We start from the raw sequence: 20,822 nt of genomic DNA, 5'->3' as shown, positions 1-20,822 counted from the left end.
TTATTCCTGGATCTATGTTAACAAGGTCTGGCCGGATAATCCATGGAGGACTATATGATCTATACGATAAGCCGTATTCTCTAAGCTTGGACTTCGCTTCACTTTTTTTATACCCATACACGACAAAAAGACCTCACCTGGAATGGATCGGCCTTCGTCTTTTACCATTTTGAGCTTACCAGCATGCGAACGATCAAGCTATTCTTCAAACGACAAATTCATCGGTTCGTCCGACATCTCATATTCCGTCTCCATATGGGTCAAGGGCGTATTCAGGTCTACTTCCTCGAAGCGGAAACTGTCCACCCAGACCTTGCCTTTACCGTTCAGGATCACTCCAAACGAGATTACTGCGCTCTCTGCGGGAACATCCAGCACAATGCTGTATTGATTCCAGGGCTGTGTCCCCGTGATCGGCCTGTCATGCATATTATCAAATTGCAGCACATCCTGGACATGATTATCCACACGCATCCATAGTCCGCAAAATGCATCCACACGATCGGTTTTGACAAAGCCGGACAGCTTCATCCGTTTCCCCACATACTTGTCTGCACGGAATTGCTGCATCATCGTGGCAAACTCGTTCGGCTCCATTGGTGTAACGGCCTTCAAATACCCCGATGCCTTCCCTTGATGTACTTCGGCAGGATCAATGCCCATCTCATAATTTTGCGGGTGGCTTCCGGTTAACATCCAGCCTTTGATTGCAGTTGCAGAATTCATCTGTAATTCTCCTCCTCTGGTTTTTTGATCAAATATTCTCAGATCGAACAATTTGCGAAAACGACCAGGCGGCATGCCATACATTTTGCGAAAAGCCCGGGTGAATGCTTCCTGACTTTCAAATCCGCAGGCGAGAGAAATATCCAAAATGCCTGCATCCGTGGAGCGCAGTGCGGTAGAGGCCAAACTCATCCGGCGATGACGAATGTAATCGATTACGGTCATGCCCACCTCATCCCGGAATACCCGGTGATAGTGATATGGCGATAACAAAGCCTCCGACGCCACTTCTTCCAGTCCTATCTCCTCATGCAGATGTGTCTCAATATAGAACAAGCTGTCCTGAATCATCTCCTGATAACGGCTCAAATGGAGTTTAACCCCCTTCCATATCCTTACTATACGTGTTCGCCAAGCAGCCGTTTTGATCATTTTTGCGGAAAATATAAAAAAGAAGAGCCGGATCAGGGACAACCATGTCCTTGACCGACTCTTTCTTGAAAGCTGTATATCCAATAGTGGCAAACGAATCAGACTGCCGGGACTGGCTCTGCACCAACCTCGTCCTCATCATGCTCCACCAGTTCGTGTTTCTCCCACGCCCGGCTCTTCCAGCGGAAGTACATAATGACCGCACGTGTCCATTCGTCTGTTGCAATGGCAAGCCATACACCTGCCAGCCCCAGATCAAGCTGGAACACCAGCAGATATCCGAGAGGCAGACTCATGCATACCATCGAGATCAACCCCATATATACCGGGAACTTCGCATCCCCTGCCGCGCGCAGGGAACCGATAATGACAATGTTGCAGGTACGTCCGGTTTCAAGCAGGAGACTGAGCAGGAGTACCTGAGCGCCCAGCTTGATAATTTCCGGGTTTTCCGTAAAGATGCTCATTAATGGCACGCGGAAAATAATAATGATCACGTCAATAATAACGGTGGCCAGAAGGGCCCATTTTACACTGTCGAATACCCGTTTGTATGCCTCATCTTTGCGGCGTGCTCCCACAAGACGACCGACAATGATGGACGTTCCCATGCCAATCGCCATACTGAACAGATATATATAGCTGGAAATATTGCCGGCATATTGCTTGGTTGCCATGGCTTCTGCACCAAGATAGGTCACGTACAATGTAAATATGAGTTGGCAGGAATGATACACCATGGATTCCATCGCAGACGGAATGCCAATTCGCAGAATTTTGCCGATAAAATTTTTGGACAATTTAATGTAATAACCGAACTCTACCCGAACCTCACTCACACGGTACAAAAGCCAGAAGAAGATCAGCAGGCAGATGAAACGGCTTCCCACCGTAGAGATCGCTGCCCCTTCTACGCCAAGCTTGGGCAGGCCGAAATGTCCAAAGATCAGGGCATAGTTACCAATAACGTGGATGACGTTCATAAACACCGATACGTACATCGTTTCCTTGGTATACCCGTGTGTACGAATGGTTGCAGCCAGCGCATTGATGAGAGCCTGTAGGAAAATCCCGCCTCCGACAATGCTTATATACGAACGGGCGTAATCATAGATTTCGCCTTGAATATTCAGAAGTGTCAGTAAATGTCCACCAAACACCAGAAAAATCACACTCAGGATCAGCCCAACCATAAGGTTCAGCGTAATCGCATTCCCTGTAACCTGTGCTGCTTCACTCAGTTTTTTGGAACCTATATATTGGGCTACGACAATCGCAGCACCATGTCCGATGACTTCGAGTACAAGAATGGCAATCGAGATAATCTGATTGGCTGCGCCCACCCCGGACACTGCATTATCCGATACCGAACTAAGCATGAGCGTATCTACGCTCCCCATCAACATAAACAAGAAGAGTTCCAGGAAAATAGGCCAGGTCAGCCGAATCAGCTTCAGATCCTTGGCATCTGAACGGAGGGACTCTTTGGTCGAGGATATTGCTGTCATTTTCTCACCTTTCCAACGTGGGCTTGATTTCATAGGGTATGTTAGCACAGGTGATTTGAAAATGCAGTAGTTTTGCGAAAATAATTGAAAGATTTTTGAAATACCAGAAAAAGGGATTTATTTGTTTCATAAACCTGGTCTTTCAGTCACCGCCACATTGCTCTGTAGACATCGCCGAGGCATAGCAAAACCCTTCCCTATGGACTGATTTAATTAAAGTGATTTCAAAAAGACAACATTAGGATTGCTTGCTTGGAATCAAAAAAGAGAGGCGGACTCTTAGGTCCGCCCCTCTTTATTTACATCCCTTTATTTCACAGAACCTTGGGTTACCCCGTTAATGATCCACTTCTGTGCAAACAGATAGATGATAATCATCGGCAGCAAGGCCAGCAGGTAGGATGCAAACGCCAGGTTGAAGTCGGTATTGAACTGACCCTGGAACACGTATTGCACCAGCGGCAGTGTGTACTGTGCCGGATCACTGATAATGATGAGCGGCAGCAGAAAGTCATTGTAGGTGGACAGACATGTCAGAATACCAACCGTAGCACTGATTGGTGCCATGAGCGGGAAAATGATTTTCCAGAATGTGCCCCAGGTTGTTGCTCCATCCACAAAAGCTGCCTCCTCCAGTGCCACCGGAATGGACCGGATATATCCGACATACACGAAGACGTTAAAGGCGAGTCCATACACCGTATGTAATAAGGTCAAGCCAAGCAGGTTCGTCATCTCCAGTGAAGATGTCAGTTTGACAATCGGCAGCATGATGATCGGAAACGGAATGAACATCGCACTGACGAAGTAATAGTACAGCCCTTTGAAAAACTTGCGTTTCTCCATATTGCGCGCGATAGCGTAAGCCACCATGGAGTTACTAAGGAGCGTCAGAATGACGGTAGATGCAGTAACGATGGCACTGTTACGGAACGATTGGAAGAAGTTCGTCATGTCGATGGCGCTTGCGAAGTTCTCCCAGTGCAATTGGGTCGGGAAGGCAAATACCGACTGAGCCATTTGCTCGGGATTTTTCAACGCAATCGTAACCGTCATATAGAGCGGAAACAGTATGAATAATGTGCCCAGAATAACGAGCAGCATAACCAGCCAGTTGGTACGTGTACGGCTTCTCATTACAGATCCATCTCCCTTCTTTGCAGGAACCGGATTTGCAGAATCGAAATCACCGCAATAACGATGAAGTAAATAACCGAGTTCGCAGATTGATATGCATATTCGCCGCCTTCAAATCCACCCGTATAGATCAGGTGAGATATGGATTGTGTTGCTCGGCCAGGTCCACCGTTGGTCAAGGCAACGATCTGATCGAAGACCATCAGGGAGTTTTTCATGGCCAGTACCATATTGATGGTGAAGAATGGTGCAATGAGCGGGAAGGTAATGCTCCAGAATTCACGCCATTTACCTGCACCGTCGAGGTTGGATGCCTCGTACAGCGTTGTTGGTATCGTTTGCAGTCCTGCCAAATACAGAATCGTATTAAGTGCTACGGATTGCCATACGGCCACGATAACGATCCCGATCCATGCCAGGCTTTCGCTACCAAGAATGTTGGTCGAAAGGGCATTAATCCCCAGATTTTGTCCCCAGATTGGAAAAACGTTGGAGAACAGGTAGTTAAATATGTAACCTACGATCAATACACTCAGGATGTTCGGAAGGAAGTAAATGCCGCGGAAAAAGTTGCGGAACTTGATCTTGGCATTCAGCCCGAGTGCGATGAGCAGGCTCAGAATATTGGTCAGAATAGTTACCACGATGGCAAACTTGAATGTAAACCAGTAGGCATTGCCTACATTGTCATCCTGAAACAGGTTGAAATAGTTTTTGAAACCAACGAAATCATAGCTTTTCCCAAACCCGTTATAGTTCGTAAAGGAATAATAAATCCCCTGGAGAGCCGGCAGCGTCATAAACACGAAGAACAATACCACCGCCGGAACCGTCATCCAGTAATAGGGTGCGATACGTTTGTTCATACTCCATCCTCCTTCGGACAAGGCTTAACGCCGATTCGCAACCTTGTCCCATTCTTTGTCGAGTGTGTCCAGATAGTTGTCGATGTCTTTGTTCTGCAAAAAGGACTGTACGATGGAATTCAGCTGCACCGCAGCCGGAATGTAGTGATCGGCAAAATCAATAACTTTGCCCTGCTCGATATAAGGCGTCAGCTCCTGCACGGCAGGGTCGTCCTGCTCCACACCTTCGACTGCTGCAAATAACGTTTGCTCTTCAATGTATTTCCCGATGTTTTCGGGTTCCAGCAGGAATGCGATAAACGTCTCAGCCTGTTCCCGGTTTGGCGTATCCGCCGAAATCGTAAACAGGGAGTCGATGCCGTTCACCAGCTTGATCTCACTTGGATCATTTCCGGTTGGGAACGGGAAGAAACCGATATCCACATTCGGATTGGCTTTGCGAATTTCGGAGATTGCCCAGGTTCCCTGGATATACATGAACGCTTCACCGTTGGCAAAAGCCCGGTTACCGTCGGAATAGGCTTTACCGAAGTTGTCGCCATGACCGTAATTCATCAGTTCAAGCTGCTTTTCCGCCACCTCGCGGTATTTCTCCTTGAAGGTCACCTTGTTCTCGCGACGATCCAGATAGAAATCAATACCGACCAGGTTAGGTCCAAGTGCATTGAACGGGAGATTGGTCTGCCAGTCATCCTTATAGGTGAAGTAGAACGGAATCTTGCCCGCGTCCTTGATCTTTTGGGCGGTAGCAATCAGCTCATCCCATGTCTTGGGAACATCCAGTCCCATTTCCTTAAACAGCGTTTTGTTGTACATGATGCCGTTTGCATTAGTTGCGTAAGGAATACCGGTCACTTCCTCCATACCCGTGACATCCTTCAGCATTTGTATGTAATTCGGATCAATTGTCTTGGTCAGCGAACTGTCTGTCAGATCGGCGAAAATTTCACTCTGGGCCAAAATCGAATATGTATCGGTTGCACCCATGGCCATAATGTCCGGCACATCGTTCTTCACGACGCGGGTTTTCAACACGGTCTCCGCATCTGGCGGATTCACCTGAGTGACCTGTATATCGGAATGCTCCGCATTGAAAGTTTTGATCAGTTCATCAAAAGTTGCTTTGGCTTCGGGTTTGTTCTGGAAAAATTCCACTTGCACTTTGCCGTTTGCGCTCTCCCCACTTGTGCAAGAGGATAGGAGCACAGCCATTATTCCACACAGCAACATTGTCCCGAGTGCCTTGGTAAGCGATGTTCTCATGTTGTACCTCCCTCAGCGTTATATACGTAAAGCTTTACCCATTAAATTGGTGAAATAACCATTTGGTTAATCCTTACATCTTATCCACCATACAGAAAGGGGTTATTCAACCCTTTTCTATTTCTAAAACGGTTTCGGTTAAAATGAATCATGGATATGGTTTCCAACTCTGTTTGGATGTATAACAAAAAGAAGGACATTGGAAACTATCCAATGTCCTTCTTTCTTCCATTTTGCGTGATTGCAATACTTGATTAATATGGTATTACCAACGTTCGATTTTGGGCAAGGCATTGCGCGATCGCTTGGCCCGGTAGCTCTTCAATGCACGGATTAACATTCCGATCACCAAGAGTATCACCCCAATGTTAATCGCTACATCAGCCAGGTTGAGAATGCCCCGGCCAGATGGAAACACTAGAAAATCCGTTACTTTTGCAAATACAAAACGGTCGATCGCATTTCCCAAGGCTCCACCGACCATGAAGCCTGCTCCTGCCTGCATCCAGAAACCGCGAATCTCACCTTTTCTCCGATAATATAGAATGCCAGCAATGAACAGAATGGCGACAACGCCGAACAGACGCGCATTTCCCTGGAACATACTTCCCGCCATCCCGCTATTCTCATAATGATGCAGCTGCATGCCCGAGTCACCGAGTCTCATCATATCGCCGACTTCCATATACATTCTCACGGCCATCTTGGTGCCCTGATCCACCAGCGTAACCAGCAGTGCTATAAAATAAAATAGCATGTTGTCTCTCCTCCTGCCCAACTCGTTTTGCCCTACTTATGTAAACCTGTGAAATATGCAAAATTACGTTCCCTTCACTTTACCACAGCCCAAGTCATGTCTCCAAATGGGCTCCTTTGAACTGCAGATGGAGAGCCAAAAGATAACCCAGCCTGCATCCGGAAGGGACCACCCTACCCTGCGTCGAATGTAGACATAAACTACACATGTAAAGGGGCTGCCTGTAAATTGAACCTAACGATGACAGAGAGACTAAAGGAAATGCAGCAGGAAGAAAAGGACTTGGTATTTCGTATATTTGACTCTGAACTGGCCCTAAAGCTCGGACTCCATCTGATCGAAGAGGCAACAAGCCGTTCACAGTCCGTAACCATCGACATTACCCTCCGTGGACACCGCCTCTTCCTGCATGCCATGGAAGGCACTCATCCGGACAATGAAGATTGGATCCGGCGCAAAAACAACGTGGTAAACCACTTCTCCTCCAGTTCATGGCATACCGCTCTGCGTCTGCGCAGTGAGAATAAAACGCTCGAGCAGGATTTCAGCCTGCCTTCCTCTGACTTCGTACTGGCTGGTGGTGCCTTTCCATTGATTGTGGAGGGTCAGGGACAGGTTGGCACAATTACGGTATCGGGTCTGCCCGATGAGGAAGACCACGACCTGGTCACCACCGGAATCCGTTCATTTTTGCTGCAGCAAGGCTAACGAAATTTTAACAAGAAAAGCCCACCTGGTCCTTGCGGACCCAGGTGGGCTTGCTGCGTTTAGATCATTCTTTGGTTCATTGAATAGCTGACAAAACATCCAGCAGCATGGATTTAAACTTCGGACGATCAATGGCTTCACATACGCGTACGTTGGGTTCTTTGCCGAAACGTCCATTAATATCCACCACGCTGTATCCACGCGTCAGTTCTCCTGCGGCTTCCACATCCACGTAATATTGACCAGACTTCGTCATCAGCGATTCATCTGCTGCTACCGCCATCAGGAGTGTATCCGGGTGTGTGGTTCCATTCAGCTTATGTACTGACTTGTTGAACTGCATGACCACTTTGTTGATCGCTGTGAAGAAATCGGCGCCGGATGTTCCGAGCGCTGCAATTTCTGCATGGTCGTCATCATCCATAACGGAATATTGGGTACACATCTCCCAGCCAACCATTGTTGTTGGAATGCCGGCATGCAGTACAATTTTGGCTGCTTCAGGATCAACGTAGAAGTTGTACTCCGCTGCTGGCGTAATGTTGCCCAGTGCATTATTCGTGCCGCCCATGATGTAGAGATGAGCAATCTCTGGAATGATCGTCGGGTCCTTTTGAATCGCCATCGCAATGTTGGTCAGGGGTGCAATCGCCAGAAGAGAGATCTCTCCGGGATTGGCATGCACTTTCTCAATGATAAAATCGACCGCGTGGCCGCTTTCGGGACGCTGATCTGCCTTGGGGAAATGCGCTCCGCCCATGCCATCGTCACCATGCACATCTTCCACTGTGCGGTGCTGCGCCTGCCCGTAGGCCATCAGCGGACGTTCGCAGCCTTTGTACACAGGCACCTTGCCGCCATGTCCAGCAACCTGTACGGTGTACAGGGCATTTTCAACCTCTTGGTCAAACTGGACGTTACCACCTGTAATCGTGATTCCTTCCACTTGGAAGTGATGTAGTGCTGTCAGGATCGCAATCGTATCGTCTCCTGCTGTATCTGTATCAATGATGACTTTTCTCATGATGCCGCGCTCCTTCTTCCGTTTAATATTCATTTAGAACGAACATATAAGAAATACACACTTGCACTCCAAGTACAGAACAATCTTACGATCGCTGTTATCCTCAGATTTTTTTATACCTTCTGAAAAGGTGGAAATCCGATGATAAAGGCGAACGCTTCTTCGCTTCTCCAGATTCTTTCTGTCCTCTTCGTACATGTGTAATTATTATATTCCCTCTAAATTATCATGTATCGCTAGGGTACATTTTACATCAAAAACGTACCGATGACGATGGAAACGCCGATGATAATGGAACGCAGCAGCTGTGCAACCGCCAGATTACCTCTTGCGATCTCATCGCATACACGCATTTTCGGCGTCAGGAAATCAAATATAATATAGACCAGACACAAAATTATGATTCCTAGTGCAGACCAGAGCAGCATATCCAGCCATGAATGCGTGGAGAAGGACACCATACCGACAATGATGCACAGTCCCAGCAGCTTGCTGCCCATATACATGCCCGCCGCTTCGTTGCCTTTGACAATTTCCTCACTATCGTTATACCGGGTCAGTTTGCTAAAAGCAAAATACCCACATACCAATACCACCAGCAAAATGCCGATACCCACCACCACATTCAGCAGGTTTAATCCCAAGTTATCCATTCCTACTCCTCCTCATCATCCCGTACGTTCATTGACCGCAGCCGCACAATAATAGGCCATATCTCCGGTTACTCTCTCCCCGATCCGGGGCAGTACACCGGCGAAACGCCCACCAATGACAAACACGCCTGTCAGCAGATAGCCGCTATATTCCCCGTCCTCTGTCAGGATGCTTGCCTGTTCCATTGGAACCAGCTGCTGATAAATCTTCGGTTGGTTGTTATAATAAGCAGCGATTTCTTCATCTTCGTCCTGTCCTGCCGGATTACGCTCCGTTCCCTCACCCAGCAGCAGTGTGCCTCGGCCCTCACGGCCCCAATAGCTTTTCTCGACATAAGGAGTGGACTCCAGTTCAAAGGGCCCTGCTTCGAAATAAGTGGGCAACAAATACCGCGAAATGGACTCAAGCTCCGCATCCGTAAACAACCGAAAACCGCAGTACTCCGGTGTCTGTTCATTGCGCTCATAGAGTGACCAGATTGCAGCCATGAAGCCTTTGCTCTGCATCAGGACATGCTGTACGGGGTTCATCAGTCCAAGCCGACCGTCCTGTACCAGTCCAAGCAGTGCTGCACCGATGTCCACACCTGTTGTCTCATCCCGATCATCAACGAGATACTCCAGCGGATAGAGACGGTACAGCAGCTGAATCTCGTGTCCATCATGATATAGTGCCTCTCCGGGAACAATCTCAAGCTCCTCCAGAGGAGCATAACGTACCTCGTATCCGGCCTCCTGGCAGCGTCTCATCAGATACTCCGTATTGGTCCGATCCTCCACATGCTCACCAAATGAAGTAAAAGTCACGGGCCCTCGCAGACCTTGCTCTGCATAAGACTCCAGCCAACCGCGGAAGCATTCCCGGATACAGGCATCCATGTCTGCTGATGGCGCCTTGAAGTCATCACCTTCGGCCATACCTACCAAAATGCGCTCCAGCACCGCTGCCTCAGGTATGCCCGTAGGCGTGTCAGTATTATTTTCGATACACTTGAAGCCCGCCTCGCCGATGATCCAGTCCTGACGCGTGATGCCACCTGTCACCGTCTCCATCCTTGCTGTCGGAACGAGCCCTGGATGAATACCCAACTGCTGCTCCAGAAAGCTATCCGGCATGTACTGCTGGATAAACCGCATGACTTTGCAGTATATGCCGTCGATCTGTACAACTGCACGCTGCAACTCCTGCATTTCTTCAAGGGTATACAAGGTTAATGAGGGTACGCAATATTGCTTGCCATACATCCGGTGATACGGGATATGCTGCCCGGCTTCGCCCGCAAACACCTCTTCGTGACGATATGGCAATGAGTGAATATGCCTCATATCCTTTATCCTCCCGAACTGCGGAAGAAGCTGCCAAATCCGCTCGATTTGGACTTCGAGCTACTATAGGAGCTGTTCTTACTACTACTGCTACTGCTGCTGCTGCTGCCACCGTATGAACCGCCATAATAATAATGCCCACTGCTGGAATCATACTCACATCCGGTGTCATAATCCGGGTCACACTCGTCATTGCTGCCGCAGCCCGACAATACCGCAGGTACAGCCAGCATCAGGGAAAAAGCAACCAGCTTTGCCTTTGACCCCGGTTTCGATGAATGATGCCGCTCTTCTTCTGTCATTACAGGTCTACCTCCTTCATAAAAAACAACACTTTCCGGCGATCCGCATCCAGCACCGAATACACGAATTCATACGTCGTTCCGTTACGGACCATATAATGGTCCAGCAGACGCTCGGCGAGTTCCATCGTATACGAGGAGTTGTCTGCCAGTTCCAGCTCCTGAAACGTCTTTCCATTCCACACCATGTACTCTGCGCTGTACATAGAGGAGACTTTGCACATGGCCAGTGCAGCGTCCGCAATCGCTATACCGTAATCTGCAGGCATCTGGGTGTCGTACGCAGTCACATAGATGGCATGATCCCGCAGATCCTCGCACTCATTGGACAGGTGGGCCCACAGTTTGTTTTTCATCAGGGTTGCATCCACCAGTTTGCGCATAAACAGTTCATCCCGGGTAACAGATACGTGCTCCAGCTGCCCGGTCTCAGCCTGCCGATCGTCCGACCAGCTTCGATAAGTCAATGCGTAATAGATAACGATAACCTCCCTTTTGTGTAGCTCTAAGGTGAGCCGCTTCAAATCATACAAACGTATTTAACGCATGAGAAGGGAAAAAGTTACACTATTCCCTATGACATGTAAATAAGAACATTCGCTATGCACCTTACAAAGCTTATTTCAGCGTAGTATGACTGCATTCACCATCCGGAAAACAAAAAGGCCGGAGATCATTCTCCGACCTTTCATGTTATTCCGTTCCTTGATGAACGATTACAATTCAGCCCATTGGGCCAATAACTCGTTGTATTCACCCGACAGCTGCTCACGCTCGTTCCACAGCTGTTCCAGCTCAGCAGAGCTTGCCTGCAATTCAAGCTGTTGGTCGAGCTCCTGAATCTGTGCCTCCAGACGAGCCAGCTTCTGTTCGAGCTGCTCGGTCGACTGTCGTTTCCCCACTCCGTGCTCCCCTTGGCGAGAACCACGCTGGTCCTTAGATCCGGCACGCTCACGAGGAAGAGCCGGAATCGGAACGGCATGCTGGACCGCTTCACCTGCTCGCATTTGAAGTTCAAGCTTTTTCTCCCGGTAGGCTTCATAATCCCCGAGATAGGTGGTCATCTCACCATTCTCCAGCTCCCAGACACGTGAAGCCATACGATTCACGAAGTAGCGATCGTGAGAGATGGCAAGCACCGTGCCTTCAAAGTCAACCAAGGACTCTTCCAGTGCTTCTCTGGAAGAAATATCCAGGTGGTTGGTCGGTTCATCCAGCAGTAGTACGTTCGGCTTGCGATGCACCAGCAGGGATAACCGTAGACGGGTCCATTCCCCGCCAGATAACTGCCCAACCGAGCGGAATACATCTGCCCCATAGAACAGATACCTTGCCAGAATGCCACGTGCTTCGCCTTCTTCCACGCCCGCCTCCAGGCGGAAATGTTCAAGCACGCTAAGCTTCGGATTGGAAGGCTCATCCTGCTGTGCCAGATAGCCAATATCCACCCTTGCTCCCCATGCAAGCTGACCGGAAGTCGGCTGCTCTTCTCCCAGCAGCAGCTTGAACAATGTGGTCTTGCCTGAGCCATTACGGCCAATCAGGGCAACCTTGTCTCCGAATTCCAGCAGCGCTGAAACGCCGCGCAGGATCGGACGTTCTCCGTAAGCCTTCTCCACCTGTTCAATCACCGCCACGCGGCGGCCCGTGCGGTCTGTGGGACGCACATCAAAATCTGCATTACGCCGCTCCAGCACAGGCCGCTTCACCTGCTCCATCCGCTCCAGTGCCTTCCGCATCGAAGCGGCCCGCCGGAAGAACTTCTCGTTCCCGCCGATTCGTCCCCATTCCTCCAACTGACGGATTGTTTCCTTCATTTTCCTCATGACCTTCTGCTGTTCCTTGAACTCCTCAAATTGCTGCAGCAGCCGTTGTTCCTTCACCTTCATGTATTCCGTATAACCGCCTGCTGACGTTTGCGCCTCGCCATCTTCCAGCTCCAGTGTTCGGGTCACCACCCGGTCCAAAAAATAACGGTCATGGGAGATCAGCACGATCGTGCCCGTGTACTCCCGAAGATAGCCTTCCAGCCATTCCACCCGCTCCAGATCAAGGTGATTGGTCGGCTCATCCAGCAGCAGCAGATCGGGACGGACGATCAGCTGTGAAGCAAGTACGACGCGGGTCTGCTCTCCTCCGGAGAGGGAACCAAACCTCCAGCCATAGTGTGCTTTGGCAATATCCAGTCCGTCCGCCACCTGAGCAATCCGTGCGTCCATCTCATATCCGCCCTCACGTTCAAACTGTTCCTGCAGTGCGGCATATCGTTTCAACAAGCGTTCCAATTGGTCTGGGTCTGCTGCATAGTCCGGGTCAGACATTTGCTGCTCCATTTCCTTCATTCGGCTTCGGCACTCCATAAGCGCTTTGAATCCCAAAGCCAGCACATCCAGTACCGTATAATCATCCAGTCCTTCCGGTATCTGGGCTACATAGCCGATCCGTGTATCCTTCTTGATCATCAATTGCCCCTCGTCCGGTTGATTCAGCCGGGCCATCAGGCGCATCAGTGTCGTTTTGCCGCTTCCGTTGCGGCCGATAAGGGCGACTTTGTCCCCCTCCATAATTTCAAAGGTAATCCCGTCCAGCACCAGATGTGCTCCGTGGTATTGAGTCAGTTGTTGCGCGCTAATGATCATCATAATAAGGTTCCTCCTATGGTATGGAAGATCCTGACCGCAACACAAAAAGAGCCGCAGAGGTTAGCTCCGCGGCCCTTCAGAATTCAAGCTTAATCGCTTATCGTCCGAATGAGGTCAAGGCAGGCATCTTCTCGCAATGGTTAACTTCCGTATATTCAAAATTGGACAGACTTCTCCCGTTGTCGCGAAAAGTGTGAACAATGCCAGCCATAGCAATCGGCAGCTGGCTAATACGGTTGTTAAGCATCTCGTGATTCACCTGTCTTCACCTCCCTTGTCATAATTAATGCCAATATATCACAGACGATTGCATCTCTGCAACCATGTCATGCGCCTAGCATCCTCGTCCTTTTTGCAGACGTCACCTCAAATGGCTGCAGTTATCACCCAAGATATGTCATCTTAATTTCTACCAGGGTATCCAAATTTATTTCAATACGCATGTCTTCATGTTCATTAATGGCAATCAGCGTTTGACCTCTAACACTTAATTTTTTTATGGGATTGGTCTCATCCAAAAAAATACCCCAGACCAAACTGTCGTTTGCGTCTGTGCAGGCAATGAAGCCTTCATTCCCCATCTGGCCATCCCCGCCATAGATTTTCCCACCCTGATAGTCCATACTTGTCCAAGCATCAACCTCAGTCCAATAATCATCGTTATATTTATCAACGCTCTCGATCGTTGTATCACACAGGGGAGTACAGGAGATTGTGCGTTCATTGTTGTTAGGGTTGTAATATTTGCTGATATTTAAGATGATGATGTCTCCATTTGCAAAAGCAACGCAATTCATTCCGGGCAGCTCACGTTGTTCAGCGGACCAGTGTTTCATGATTAAGCTGTTCATCACATTATCCTTTCAGTTTTTGCATCAAGTCCGCGGCTCCTCTCCCCGAGCCCCGATCATTTCCTTCTCCGACGCTGCAGCACCAAAGCCGTAATGGTGACCGTAATCAACGTCAATAAGCCCGATGAACCTAGAGCTGCACCAAGTAGTGCATACCCAATACCGTTCCATCCACCAATATCGATGCTGATCATAATTACAATGGACCCTCCGAGCAAAGTCACACAAGGCAGGATCGACTGAACCCATGTCATTCGGCGGCCCTGGATTCGGTACACAAGCCATTCCATTAACAGCTGCACAGCCCACATGCCAAGCGTCCACAGAATAACGATATCCACAAAATCCTCTCCTCACAGGTGGAGTTTACTACTCATCAGCTTATTTCAACCAATCTGCAAAAAACGTCCGGTACCCTTCCTTCATAATCGTGCGCGAAAAGGCTCCAAACGCATACTCACGGTTATCCTCCGATACATTGCGCTGTGCAGCAGCTGCCATGTTCACCAGCTCAAACCAGTTATCCTCATTGCCTGCAAAGGCATGTGTAGAACGAATATGGCCGTAGCACGCATGCTCCGGCTTCACAACCATTTTGCCCATAGCCATCGCTTCCGTCAGGGGCATTGCAAACGTATCAAACGCAGAGCAGCTCCAATATACCTTGGCTGAGTTCATCAGGGTAAATACCTCATCCTGGGTCAATGCAAACTGGAGTTTCACATTGTCCGGTATGTCATACTTCTTCATGCTCTCCTCATAACGTCGTCCGCCAAATACCATGTACACTTCCTTGTCCGGGTTCTGCCGGGCGTATTCCAGCACCAGATCCGGGCGACGATTTTCTTCATCCCGGCCGATCCACAGCACGCGGTTGTGCACGACCTGGCTCGGGTCATAATGGCGGTGAGCCAGCTCCTCATTGAAGCCGATCGGAATCACGCTCACGTCATGTACGCCGAAGTTGCGTCCGAGTTCTGTTTTCAAAAACGCCGTCTGCACAATGGCTTTATCCACCATGCTATAGAATGGCTTCATCATCTCATACCCCGTCAGTGCCGGGTCAGGGAAGCTGTGCGGAAACAGTACACTTTTGGGTAAAAACATCTTCAAAAATGTAAACCCGGATACCGTGTAGATGACATGCTCTATATTTTGGCTATAAACCTGGTCCAGCACGATATCGTAGTTTACCAGATCTCCCTTCTCGTGTTCATAACCGGGCAGCCAGTCATACCCGCTCACATGGCGCTCCGGCGATATAAACACAATATCTACCCCAAGCTCCAGACCGATCTGCTTCAGCCGATCAGCGAATACGCGTGGTCCCTGCGCCTCGGTGAATTGAATTTTACGCATAACGAGTCCTACTTTACGCATGTTCTGCCCCCTCATGTCTATTCAATAAAAAGCTGGTTCATGCACTGTTCCAGCGTGGTTGCCGTCTCATTCCATTGATTGCGCAGCTGCTCCTCCGGCCATACGCAGTCTGCCTTCTGCAGATCCGAATCGATCAAGCGCAGCATCCAGAGCGAGAATACAACGGCATAAGCGGCATACCATCTTCGAAAAGAAATTCTCTCGGTCCGCTGTCCGCGCTGCTCCAGCTCGTTCAGATACGTCTGAATGATCCGCTCCCGAAGCTGTGGTGTAACATGTCTCGGAAACAGCGGATGAGATAGATCCACCAGATGATATACATCCCAGAGGGGCGTATTCAGATGGGCATGTTCCCAATCGATAATGACAAGTCTGCCATTCACATCGGCCATATTGCCGGGATGCAGATCCCCATGACACAGGACAAGCGGAAGTTCTTTGCCAGCTGTTTGAATAAGTGCTCTGATCTCGTCCCAATCAGAATCAGAGAGCGTCATCCCCAGCTTGGACAGCAATTCATCCGTTGATTCCTGGGCATCCCGGAGTTCTTGCAGCATGTTCCCAATGGACGGCTTCTGACCCACACGCGGCAGCTCGTCCCAATGGGGTGCCCAGAGCGTGTGCCATTCCGCCATATGTACAGCTGCAGACAGCATCGTATCTTCCTGCAAATCATGTACAAGCGGCCCTAGGTCCTCGTAAATCAGCCAGCTCTGTTCCGGAGCGACGGCTTCGTCAGAGGAAGCTATTAGCCTCGGATAAATGGAAGGCAGTATCGACAGTACATGCATGGATACCCACCGTTCACGCCCATGCTGTCCCAGATTCGTGAGTGGTTTGAAAATGTAACTCTCTCCGCTGTGGACCGTAAATCGCTCCACATACTTGGCGTTCATCCCCTTATAGAGCCGTTCCCGGCTGGTTACAGCCTGTTCATTCAGGGTCCCTTCAGCCGTGACCCAGCCATGTGCATGTTTGTTCATGATCAACACCATCCATTCGTCTTTCCGTACCTGATCTTAGATATGTTCTATCCATCATACGTTGCTGTGCACATGCCCGCAAGCGTGAAACACCGCGCCTGATACCTGATCGATGTGATAGCTAGAAGTAAGAAACGTTGGACACTAACCCGTCTAGGTATTCAAACGAAAAAAAGATACTGCGTGCATGGCACGGCAGCATCTTTCGTGATTGACTTCGGACTGCTTTCCCTGTATTCCTTTAACTGTTTCAAAGGCATATTGCCTATTAGACTCGCTCCTGAGCGCATGAACTGGCGGCACCCTCATAGAAATGACGAATCACTTTTTCTGCAGGCTTACCGTACACCCCGTAACCATCATCGGTCAGGGCATTCTTTTCCTGATACAGGTTCGCACTCCAGTCCCATAGACCGAATCCTTGCACCCATTCCCGCTGGCTGGCATGCCTAAACATCACCTCGTAGAAACGCTCCTGTTCCTCCGCACTGACCGCACCTTCCAGGCCCCAGTCATTCGGTACCTGGGCTGATCCACTGCGGCTGGGACAGCCTGCTTCGGCGAAGAAAAAGGGTTTCTTGTAAGGCGCAATCTCCTGTTCAATACGGTCCAGCTGCGCTTCCCAGTCTCCGATGGGATAATATCCGCTCGATGAGATCACATCCACCGCATCCCACCATGTGACATGACCTTCCTGATACTTGTCCGTATTGTACGACACAAGTCCGGAGTACACCTCACGGACAGCCGCAATCACCTCGCGCCATTCCGCACTTCGACGCTCGGACTGTACCATCTCGCAGCCAACGATAAACATCTCGCATTTCTCCTGCTCCGCAATGGCTGCATAGTGCTTCTGATAAGCGGTATAACTGCGGAACCAGTCCTTCCACTTCGGCTCACACAGCACATCAATATCAAAAAAGTTAATGTGTGCACGCCACGTGCCATCGGTGCAATTAACGGTTGGTTTCAAAATCACGCGCAGCCCAAGGGTGCGGGCGTAACGAATCATGTCCAGCAATTCGTCATCCTCCACCATATGCTCTCCCCGATACTTCACTTCTACCGCCTGCGGGTGATCCTGGAGTGCCGCCAGCGCAAAAATGACATGTGAACTGCCCGTTCGTTCAGCCATCAGGCGCAGGGACTCTCTGGCTTCCGGTTTACGGAATTCCCCTCTGCCGCTCATCCAGCCAAATGTAAACCCCTTAATGTACTCCATATGCATTGCCTTGTAGAACCCCTTTCAAACTATAGAAATGTTCAATTTACAGCTTGCCTTTCTCACGGTCTCCGGCGATGACTTCGTCCGTCTCGATGACGTAATGTACGATCTCTTCCACGGTGGTATACGCCACGCCAACATACGTATCCGCAGCTCCATAATAGATGGCGATTCGTCCTGTCTCCGCATCATGCAGTGTGGCGCATGGGAAGATGACATTGTCCACAAAGCCTTGCTCCTCGTACCATTTTTCCGGTGTCAGCACGAAGTTCGAGGAACGATATTTTACTTTTGATGGCTCATCCATATCCAGAATGACTGCACCCATGCTGTATACAAAACCGTTGCACGTTCCGGTGACGCCGTGGTAGAACATCAACCAGCCCTCAGATGTTTCAATCGGAGCAGGTCCACCGCCAATCTTGACCGATTGCCACCAGCCCTGGCCGCCTTTGCTCATAACATGACGATGCTTGCCCCAGTATACAAGATCCGGACTTTCACTCAGAAAAATGTCGCCGAACGGCGTGTGGCCGCTGTCACTCGGTCTGGACAACATGACATAGTTATCATTGATTTTGCGTGGAAACAACACGCCATTGCGGTTGACCGGCAGCATCGGATTTTCGAGGCGTACAAACGTTTTGAAATCATCCGTTTTGGCCAAGCCTAGCGCTGCACCATAGAAATCAGTACACCAGATGATATAATACGTGTCTTCCACCTTAACCAGACGCGGATCGTACGCATAGTTTGGCATAAAGGGATCACCATTCTCATCCACAAAAGGAATGCGCTCCTCTTCAATAGTCCATGTAAGACCATCTTCACTCGAACCCATATGCAGGTGCGGACGGCCATTAATCGTTTCAGCGCGGAATACACCAATGAACTTTCCTTCATAAGGAACAACGGCACTGTTGAAAATGCGGGCAACTCCTTTGACCGGATTACGCGGCACGACCGGATTGGCTGAATGTCTCCAGACCGGCCCTTCTGTTTCCTCCGGTTTATCCTCCCAAGGCATATTGGGCAAGGCGTCTCCAACAATGTGTACATTTTTCGGTTCAACAACTGTCATCGTTTCATTTCTCCCTTCGGTGATAAAGGCGAACACTACGTTTTTTATTTCACAGAGCCTTGGGCGAAGCCGTTGTAGATGTACTTCTGTAACAGCAGGAAGATGATCATCGTTGGAATAATGGCAATCATGATGCCTGCGCTGATGACCTCCCACTGGGAACCGAATGGCCCCTTGAATTTGAACAAGGCGGTGGATATGACCTGCAAATCGGTCTTTGGCATGTACAGGAACGGTGTGTAGAAATCGTTGTAGATGTTGACCCCTTTTACGATGATGACCGTAACAATCGCCGGTTTCAGCAAGGGCAATATGATTTTCCAGTAGATCGTGAAGTAGGAGGCCCCGTCCAGCATGGCGGATTCATCCAGTGCATTGGAGATGGAACCCAGGAACTGGAGGAAAATATACACGGCAATGATATCTGTCCCCAGGTACATCACAATGGCTGCCCAGCGGGTGTTGAACAGATCCAGGGCGTTAATAATCTGGAATGTGGCGACCTGAGTCGTGACACTCGGAATCAAGGTAGCGAGCAGGAACGCGGCAACCATGATTTTTTTACCTTTAAACTTGAAACGATCCAGCACGTACGCGATCATGGAGCCCGTTAAAGTCGCCCCCACGATGGATATGATCAGGATAATAATCGTATTTTTGAAACCAATCAGCATGTTGCCGTCCACAAAAGCCTTGGTATAGTTCGCAAAGTTCAGCCAGTTAGCTGGCGGGGCAAGCGGACTGCTCGTTGCATATTCGGCGTTGGTCTTGAGCGATGCAAACAACACCACAACGATGGGTACAAGCGCAATGAACGCGGCAAGAATAAGTGAGGCATATTTGAATAGGCTCGCAAGGGTATATTTGAGTTGATGCACGTTCATTCCTCCCCTTTCATGGTGACACGCTGAACGAGCGTAACGAGAATGACGATGAATAGCAGCACAACGGCCATTGCCGATGCCAAGCCCAGTTTGCCGTACTTAAATGCCAAGTGGACAGTCTGGATGACAAAGGTCTCACTTCCGTTGGAGCCGTCGGTCATAATGTATGGAATATCGAACGCACTGATTGCGCCGCTAATCGCCAAGATCAGGTTGAGCTGCAGGATACGCGTAATACTCGGCAGGATGATATGGCGGAACTGCTGCCAGCGATTGGCCCCGTCAATGTCCGAAGCTTCATAGACATCCTTTTGAATGGAAGAGATCGCACCGAGGAAGATGATGAAGTTGAAGCCCATATATCTCCATACAGATGCACCTGCGAGCGACACGTTAATAATGTTCGGATTCCCTAGCCAGAGCTGGGTATACTGCCCAAGTCCAACAGCCTGCATGAGAGTATCGAGGGTACCATCCGGTTTGAAGAAAAAGAGGAAGATAAATCCGATCGCTACGCCATTCAGCAGATAGGGAAAGAACAATATCCCTTTGAAAAAGTTTTTGCCTCGAATTTTGAAACTCAGGATTGTTGCAAAGTAAAGGGCCAGGCCCATTTGTATGAACGTGGCAGTAAAATAGTAGAGACTGACAATAAACACTTTGAAATATTCAGGGTCACTGAATATCCGCGTGTAGTTCTCAAACCCAACATAGTCGAATCTTTTGCTGTATCCGTTCCAATCGGTAAAGCTGTATTTGAACATGTTAATGACAGGTAAATAAGCAAACGTGAACAGCAGTGCCAACGGAATAATCGAGAAGGCACAGATGATAAATATGCGCTGCGCTGAATAACCCCAATTCGAAATCTTCAAGTATTTCATGCTCTCCACACCTCCAAGCGGTTCTGCCGCTTTTATATCGAAAGACTCCCGCCCAATTACGCTGATAAAACCACTACTGAAGATGGCATTTCACATCCGTTATTCAGATGCAAAATGCCTTGATGAAAAAGGGAATCCCTTCTTCCTTCAGTCCGTGTGCGATGCCTCGCTGTATGTCAACGGTGGT

22 protein-coding genes are annotated in these 20,822 nt (G+C 49.3%); 1 reads left to right on the top strand and 21 read right to left on the bottom strand.

What is annotated here, in order from left to right; translation table 11 throughout:
• Positions 1 to 198 precede the first annotated feature (198 nt).
• From MH144_RS14365 to lspA, 6 genes are all read right to left on the bottom strand, one after another.
• The gene (locus MH144_RS14365) at positions 199 to 1,077 is read right to left on the bottom strand and encodes a helix-turn-helix transcriptional regulator (protein ID WP_095360338.1); all 879 of its coding nucleotides are present in this window, start codon (positions 1,075 to 1,077) and stop codon (positions 199 to 201) included.
• A 179-nt stretch (positions 1,078 to 1,256) separates the two neighbouring features.
• Positions 1,257 to 2,666 carry an MATE family efflux transporter gene (locus MH144_RS14360; RefSeq protein ID WP_239301267.1) on the bottom strand — a complete coding sequence of 470 codons (1,410 nt, stop codon included), beginning with the start codon at positions 2,664 to 2,666 and terminating at the stop codon, positions 1,257 to 1,259.
• A gap of 309 nt (positions 2,667 to 2,975) precedes the next feature.
• Complete coding sequence (locus tag MH144_RS14355) at positions 2,976 to 3,803, bottom strand: carbohydrate ABC transporter permease (RefSeq protein ID WP_239301265.1); 828 nt, start codon at positions 3,801 to 3,803, stop codon at positions 2,976 to 2,978.
• Entirely contained in the window at positions 3,803 to 4,669 is an 867-nt protein-coding gene (locus tag MH144_RS14350) for a carbohydrate ABC transporter permease (RefSeq protein WP_183523240.1), read from the bottom strand. The genes MH144_RS14355 and MH144_RS14350 overlap by 1 nt, the downstream gene beginning before the upstream one ends.
• A 24-nt stretch (positions 4,670 to 4,693) precedes the next feature.
• Positions 4,694 to 5,881, bottom strand: coding sequence for an ABC transporter substrate-binding protein (locus MH144_RS14345; RefSeq protein WP_481856439.1), 1,188 nt, complete (start codon positions 5,879 to 5,881; stop codon positions 4,694 to 4,696).
• Positions 5,882 to 6,197: 316 nt separating this feature from the next.
• Complete coding sequence (gene lspA, locus MH144_RS14340; protein WP_239301263.1) at positions 6,198 to 6,689, bottom strand: signal peptidase II; 492 nt, start codon at positions 6,687 to 6,689, stop codon at positions 6,198 to 6,200.
• 240 nt (positions 6,690 to 6,929) lie between these two features.
• On the opposite strand from lspA, the gene MH144_RS14335 reads away from it, so the two are divergent.
• Positions 6,930 to 7,397: a heme-degrading domain-containing protein gene (locus tag MH144_RS14335; protein ID WP_239301253.1), complete on the top strand. Its 468-nt coding sequence runs from the start codon at positions 6,930 to 6,932 to the stop codon at positions 7,395 to 7,397.
• A gap of 76 nt (positions 7,398 to 7,473) precedes the next feature.
• Here the strand turns inward: MH144_RS14335 and MH144_RS14330 are convergent, their stop codons facing one another.
• The 15 genes from MH144_RS14330 to MH144_RS14260 form a co-directional block, all read right to left on the bottom strand.
• Positions 7,474 to 8,421 carry a nucleoside hydrolase gene (locus MH144_RS14330; RefSeq protein ID WP_095360156.1) on the bottom strand — a complete coding sequence of 316 codons (948 nt, stop codon included), beginning with the start codon at positions 8,419 to 8,421 and terminating at the stop codon, positions 7,474 to 7,476.
• Between the two features lie 248 nt (positions 8,422 to 8,669).
• Positions 8,670 to 9,074, bottom strand: coding sequence for a DUF350 domain-containing protein (locus MH144_RS14325; RefSeq protein WP_239301251.1), 405 nt, complete (start codon positions 9,072 to 9,074; stop codon positions 8,670 to 8,672).
• Between the two features lie 15 nt (positions 9,075 to 9,089).
• Positions 9,090 to 10,400 carry a glutathionylspermidine synthase family protein gene (locus MH144_RS14320; protein ID WP_239301242.1) on the bottom strand — a complete coding sequence of 437 codons (1,311 nt, stop codon included), beginning with the start codon at positions 10,398 to 10,400 and terminating at the stop codon, positions 9,090 to 9,092.
• A 5-nt stretch (positions 10,401 to 10,405) separates the two neighbouring features.
• Positions 10,406 to 10,702 (bottom strand): hypothetical protein, encoded by a 297-nt coding sequence (locus MH144_RS14315; protein WP_239301240.1) that lies wholly within the window; start codon positions 10,700 to 10,702, stop codon positions 10,406 to 10,408.
• The gene (locus MH144_RS14310) at positions 10,702 to 11,169 is read right to left on the bottom strand and encodes a hypothetical protein (protein WP_239301238.1); all 468 of its coding nucleotides are present in this window, start codon (positions 11,167 to 11,169) and stop codon (positions 10,702 to 10,704) included. Before MH144_RS14310 ends, MH144_RS14315 begins: the two co-directional genes overlap by 1 nt.
• A 249-nt stretch (positions 11,170 to 11,418) precedes the next feature.
• Positions 11,419 to 13,344 carry a ribosomal protection-like ABC-F family protein gene (gene abc-f / locus MH144_RS14305; RefSeq protein WP_239301236.1) on the bottom strand — a complete coding sequence of 642 codons (1,926 nt, stop codon included), beginning with the start codon at positions 13,342 to 13,344 and terminating at the stop codon, positions 11,419 to 11,421.
• 97 nt (positions 13,345 to 13,441) lie between these two features.
• Positions 13,442 to 13,603, bottom strand: coding sequence for a hypothetical protein (locus tag MH144_RS14300; protein ID WP_176476091.1), 162 nt, complete (start codon positions 13,601 to 13,603; stop codon positions 13,442 to 13,444).
• Between the two features lie 124 nt (positions 13,604 to 13,727).
• Entirely contained in the window at positions 13,728 to 14,180 is a 453-nt protein-coding gene (locus MH144_RS14295) for a hypothetical protein (RefSeq protein ID WP_239301234.1), read from the bottom strand.
• Between the two features lie 71 nt (positions 14,181 to 14,251).
• Complete coding sequence (locus tag MH144_RS14290) at positions 14,252 to 14,536, bottom strand: hypothetical protein (protein WP_239301232.1); 285 nt, start codon at positions 14,534 to 14,536, stop codon at positions 14,252 to 14,254.
• Positions 14,537 to 14,576: 40 nt separating this feature from the next.
• The gene (locus MH144_RS14285; protein WP_239301230.1) at positions 14,577 to 15,575 is read right to left on the bottom strand and encodes a glycosyltransferase; all 999 of its coding nucleotides are present in this window, start codon (positions 15,573 to 15,575) and stop codon (positions 14,577 to 14,579) included.
• Positions 15,576 to 15,592: 17 nt separating this feature from the next.
• Positions 15,593 to 16,558, bottom strand: coding sequence for a phosphotransferase family protein (locus MH144_RS14280; RefSeq protein ID WP_239301228.1), 966 nt, complete (start codon positions 16,556 to 16,558; stop codon positions 15,593 to 15,595).
• A 268-nt stretch (positions 16,559 to 16,826) separates the two neighbouring features.
• A complete protein-coding gene (locus MH144_RS14275) occupies positions 16,827 to 17,783 on the bottom strand; it encodes a glycoside hydrolase family 113 (protein WP_239301226.1) in 957 nt (318 codons plus the stop codon).
• A gap of 46 nt (positions 17,784 to 17,829) precedes the next feature.
• Positions 17,830 to 18,867 carry a glycoside hydrolase family 130 protein gene (locus tag MH144_RS14270; RefSeq protein ID WP_239301225.1) on the bottom strand — a complete coding sequence of 346 codons (1,038 nt, stop codon included), beginning with the start codon at positions 18,865 to 18,867 and terminating at the stop codon, positions 17,830 to 17,832.
• 44 nt (positions 18,868 to 18,911) lie between these two features.
• Complete coding sequence (locus MH144_RS14265) at positions 18,912 to 19,751, bottom strand: carbohydrate ABC transporter permease (RefSeq protein WP_275440113.1); 840 nt, start codon at positions 19,749 to 19,751, stop codon at positions 18,912 to 18,914.
• Positions 19,748 to 20,635: a carbohydrate ABC transporter permease gene (locus MH144_RS14260; RefSeq protein WP_239301217.1), complete on the bottom strand. Its 888-nt coding sequence runs from the start codon at positions 20,633 to 20,635 to the stop codon at positions 19,748 to 19,750. The genes MH144_RS14265 and MH144_RS14260 overlap by 4 nt, the downstream gene beginning before the upstream one ends.
• Between the last annotated feature and the right edge of the window lie 187 nt (positions 20,636 to 20,822).

It is taken from the genome of Paenibacillus sp. ACRRY (assembly GCF_022346995.1).
Lineage (GTDB): Bacteria > Bacillota > Bacilli > Paenibacillales > Paenibacillaceae > Paenibacillus.
This window is presented reverse-complemented; position numbering and strand designations above follow the sequence as displayed.

Bases quoted from the DNA above. Each gene is read 5' to 3' on its own strand.
- MH144_RS14365 (WP_095360338.1), bottom strand. From the start codon at position 1,077: ATGATTCAGGACAGCTTGTTCTATATTGAGACACATCTGCATGAGGAG.
- MH144_RS14360 (WP_239301267.1), bottom strand. From the start codon at position 2,666: ATGACAGCAATATCCTCGACCAAAGAGTCCCTCCGTTCAGATGCCAAG.
- MH144_RS14355 (WP_239301265.1), bottom strand. From the start codon at position 3,803: ATGAGAAGCCGTACACGTACCAACTGGCTGGTTATGCTGCTCGTTATT.
- MH144_RS14350 (WP_183523240.1), bottom strand. From the start codon at position 4,669: ATGAACAAACGTATCGCACCCTATTACTGGATGACGGTTCCGGCGGTG.
- MH144_RS14345 (WP_481856439.1), bottom strand. From the start codon at position 5,881: ATGGCTGTGCTCCTATCCTCTTGCACAAGTGGGGAGAGCGCAAACGGC.
- lspA (WP_239301263.1), bottom strand. From the start codon at position 6,689: ATGCTATTTTATTTTATAGCACTGCTGGTTACGCTGGTGGATCAGGGC.
- MH144_RS14335 (WP_239301253.1), top strand. From the start codon at position 6,930: ATGACAGAGAGACTAAAGGAAATGCAGCAGGAAGAAAAGGACTTGGTA.
- MH144_RS14330 (WP_095360156.1), bottom strand. From the start codon at position 8,421: ATGAGAAAAGTCATCATTGATACAGATACAGCAGGAGACGATACGATT.
- MH144_RS14325 (WP_239301251.1), bottom strand. From the start codon at position 9,074: ATGGATAACTTGGGATTAAACCTGCTGAATGTGGTGGTGGGTATCGGC.
- MH144_RS14320 (WP_239301242.1), bottom strand. From the start codon at position 10,400: ATGAGGCATATTCACTCATTGCCATATCGTCACGAAGAGGTGTTTGCG.
- MH144_RS14315 (WP_239301240.1), bottom strand. From the start codon at position 10,702: ATGACAGAAGAAGAGCGGCATCATTCATCGAAACCGGGGTCAAAGGCA.
- abc-f (WP_239301236.1), bottom strand. From the start codon at position 13,344: ATGATGATCATTAGCGCGCAACAACTGACTCAATACCACGGAGCACAT.
- MH144_RS14295 (WP_239301234.1), bottom strand. From the start codon at position 14,180: ATGAAACACTGGTCCGCTGAACAACGTGAGCTGCCCGGAATGAATTGC.
- MH144_RS14285 (WP_239301230.1), bottom strand. From the start codon at position 15,575: ATGCGTAAAGTAGGACTCGTTATGCGTAAAATTCAATTCACCGAGGCG.
- MH144_RS14280 (WP_239301228.1), bottom strand. From the start codon at position 16,558: ATGAACAAACATGCACATGGCTGGGTCACGGCTGAAGGGACCCTGAAT.
- MH144_RS14275 (WP_239301226.1), bottom strand. From the start codon at position 17,783: ATGGAGTACATTAAGGGGTTTACATTTGGCTGGATGAGCGGCAGAGGG.
- MH144_RS14270 (WP_239301225.1), bottom strand. From the start codon at position 18,867: ATGACAGTTGTTGAACCGAAAAATGTACACATTGTTGGAGACGCCTTG.
- MH144_RS14265 (WP_275440113.1), bottom strand. From the start codon at position 19,751: ATGAACGTGCATCAACTCAAATATACCCTTGCGAGCCTATTCAAATAT.
- MH144_RS14260 (WP_239301217.1), bottom strand. From the start codon at position 20,635: ATGAAATACTTGAAGATTTCGAATTGGGGTTATTCAGCGCAGCGCATA.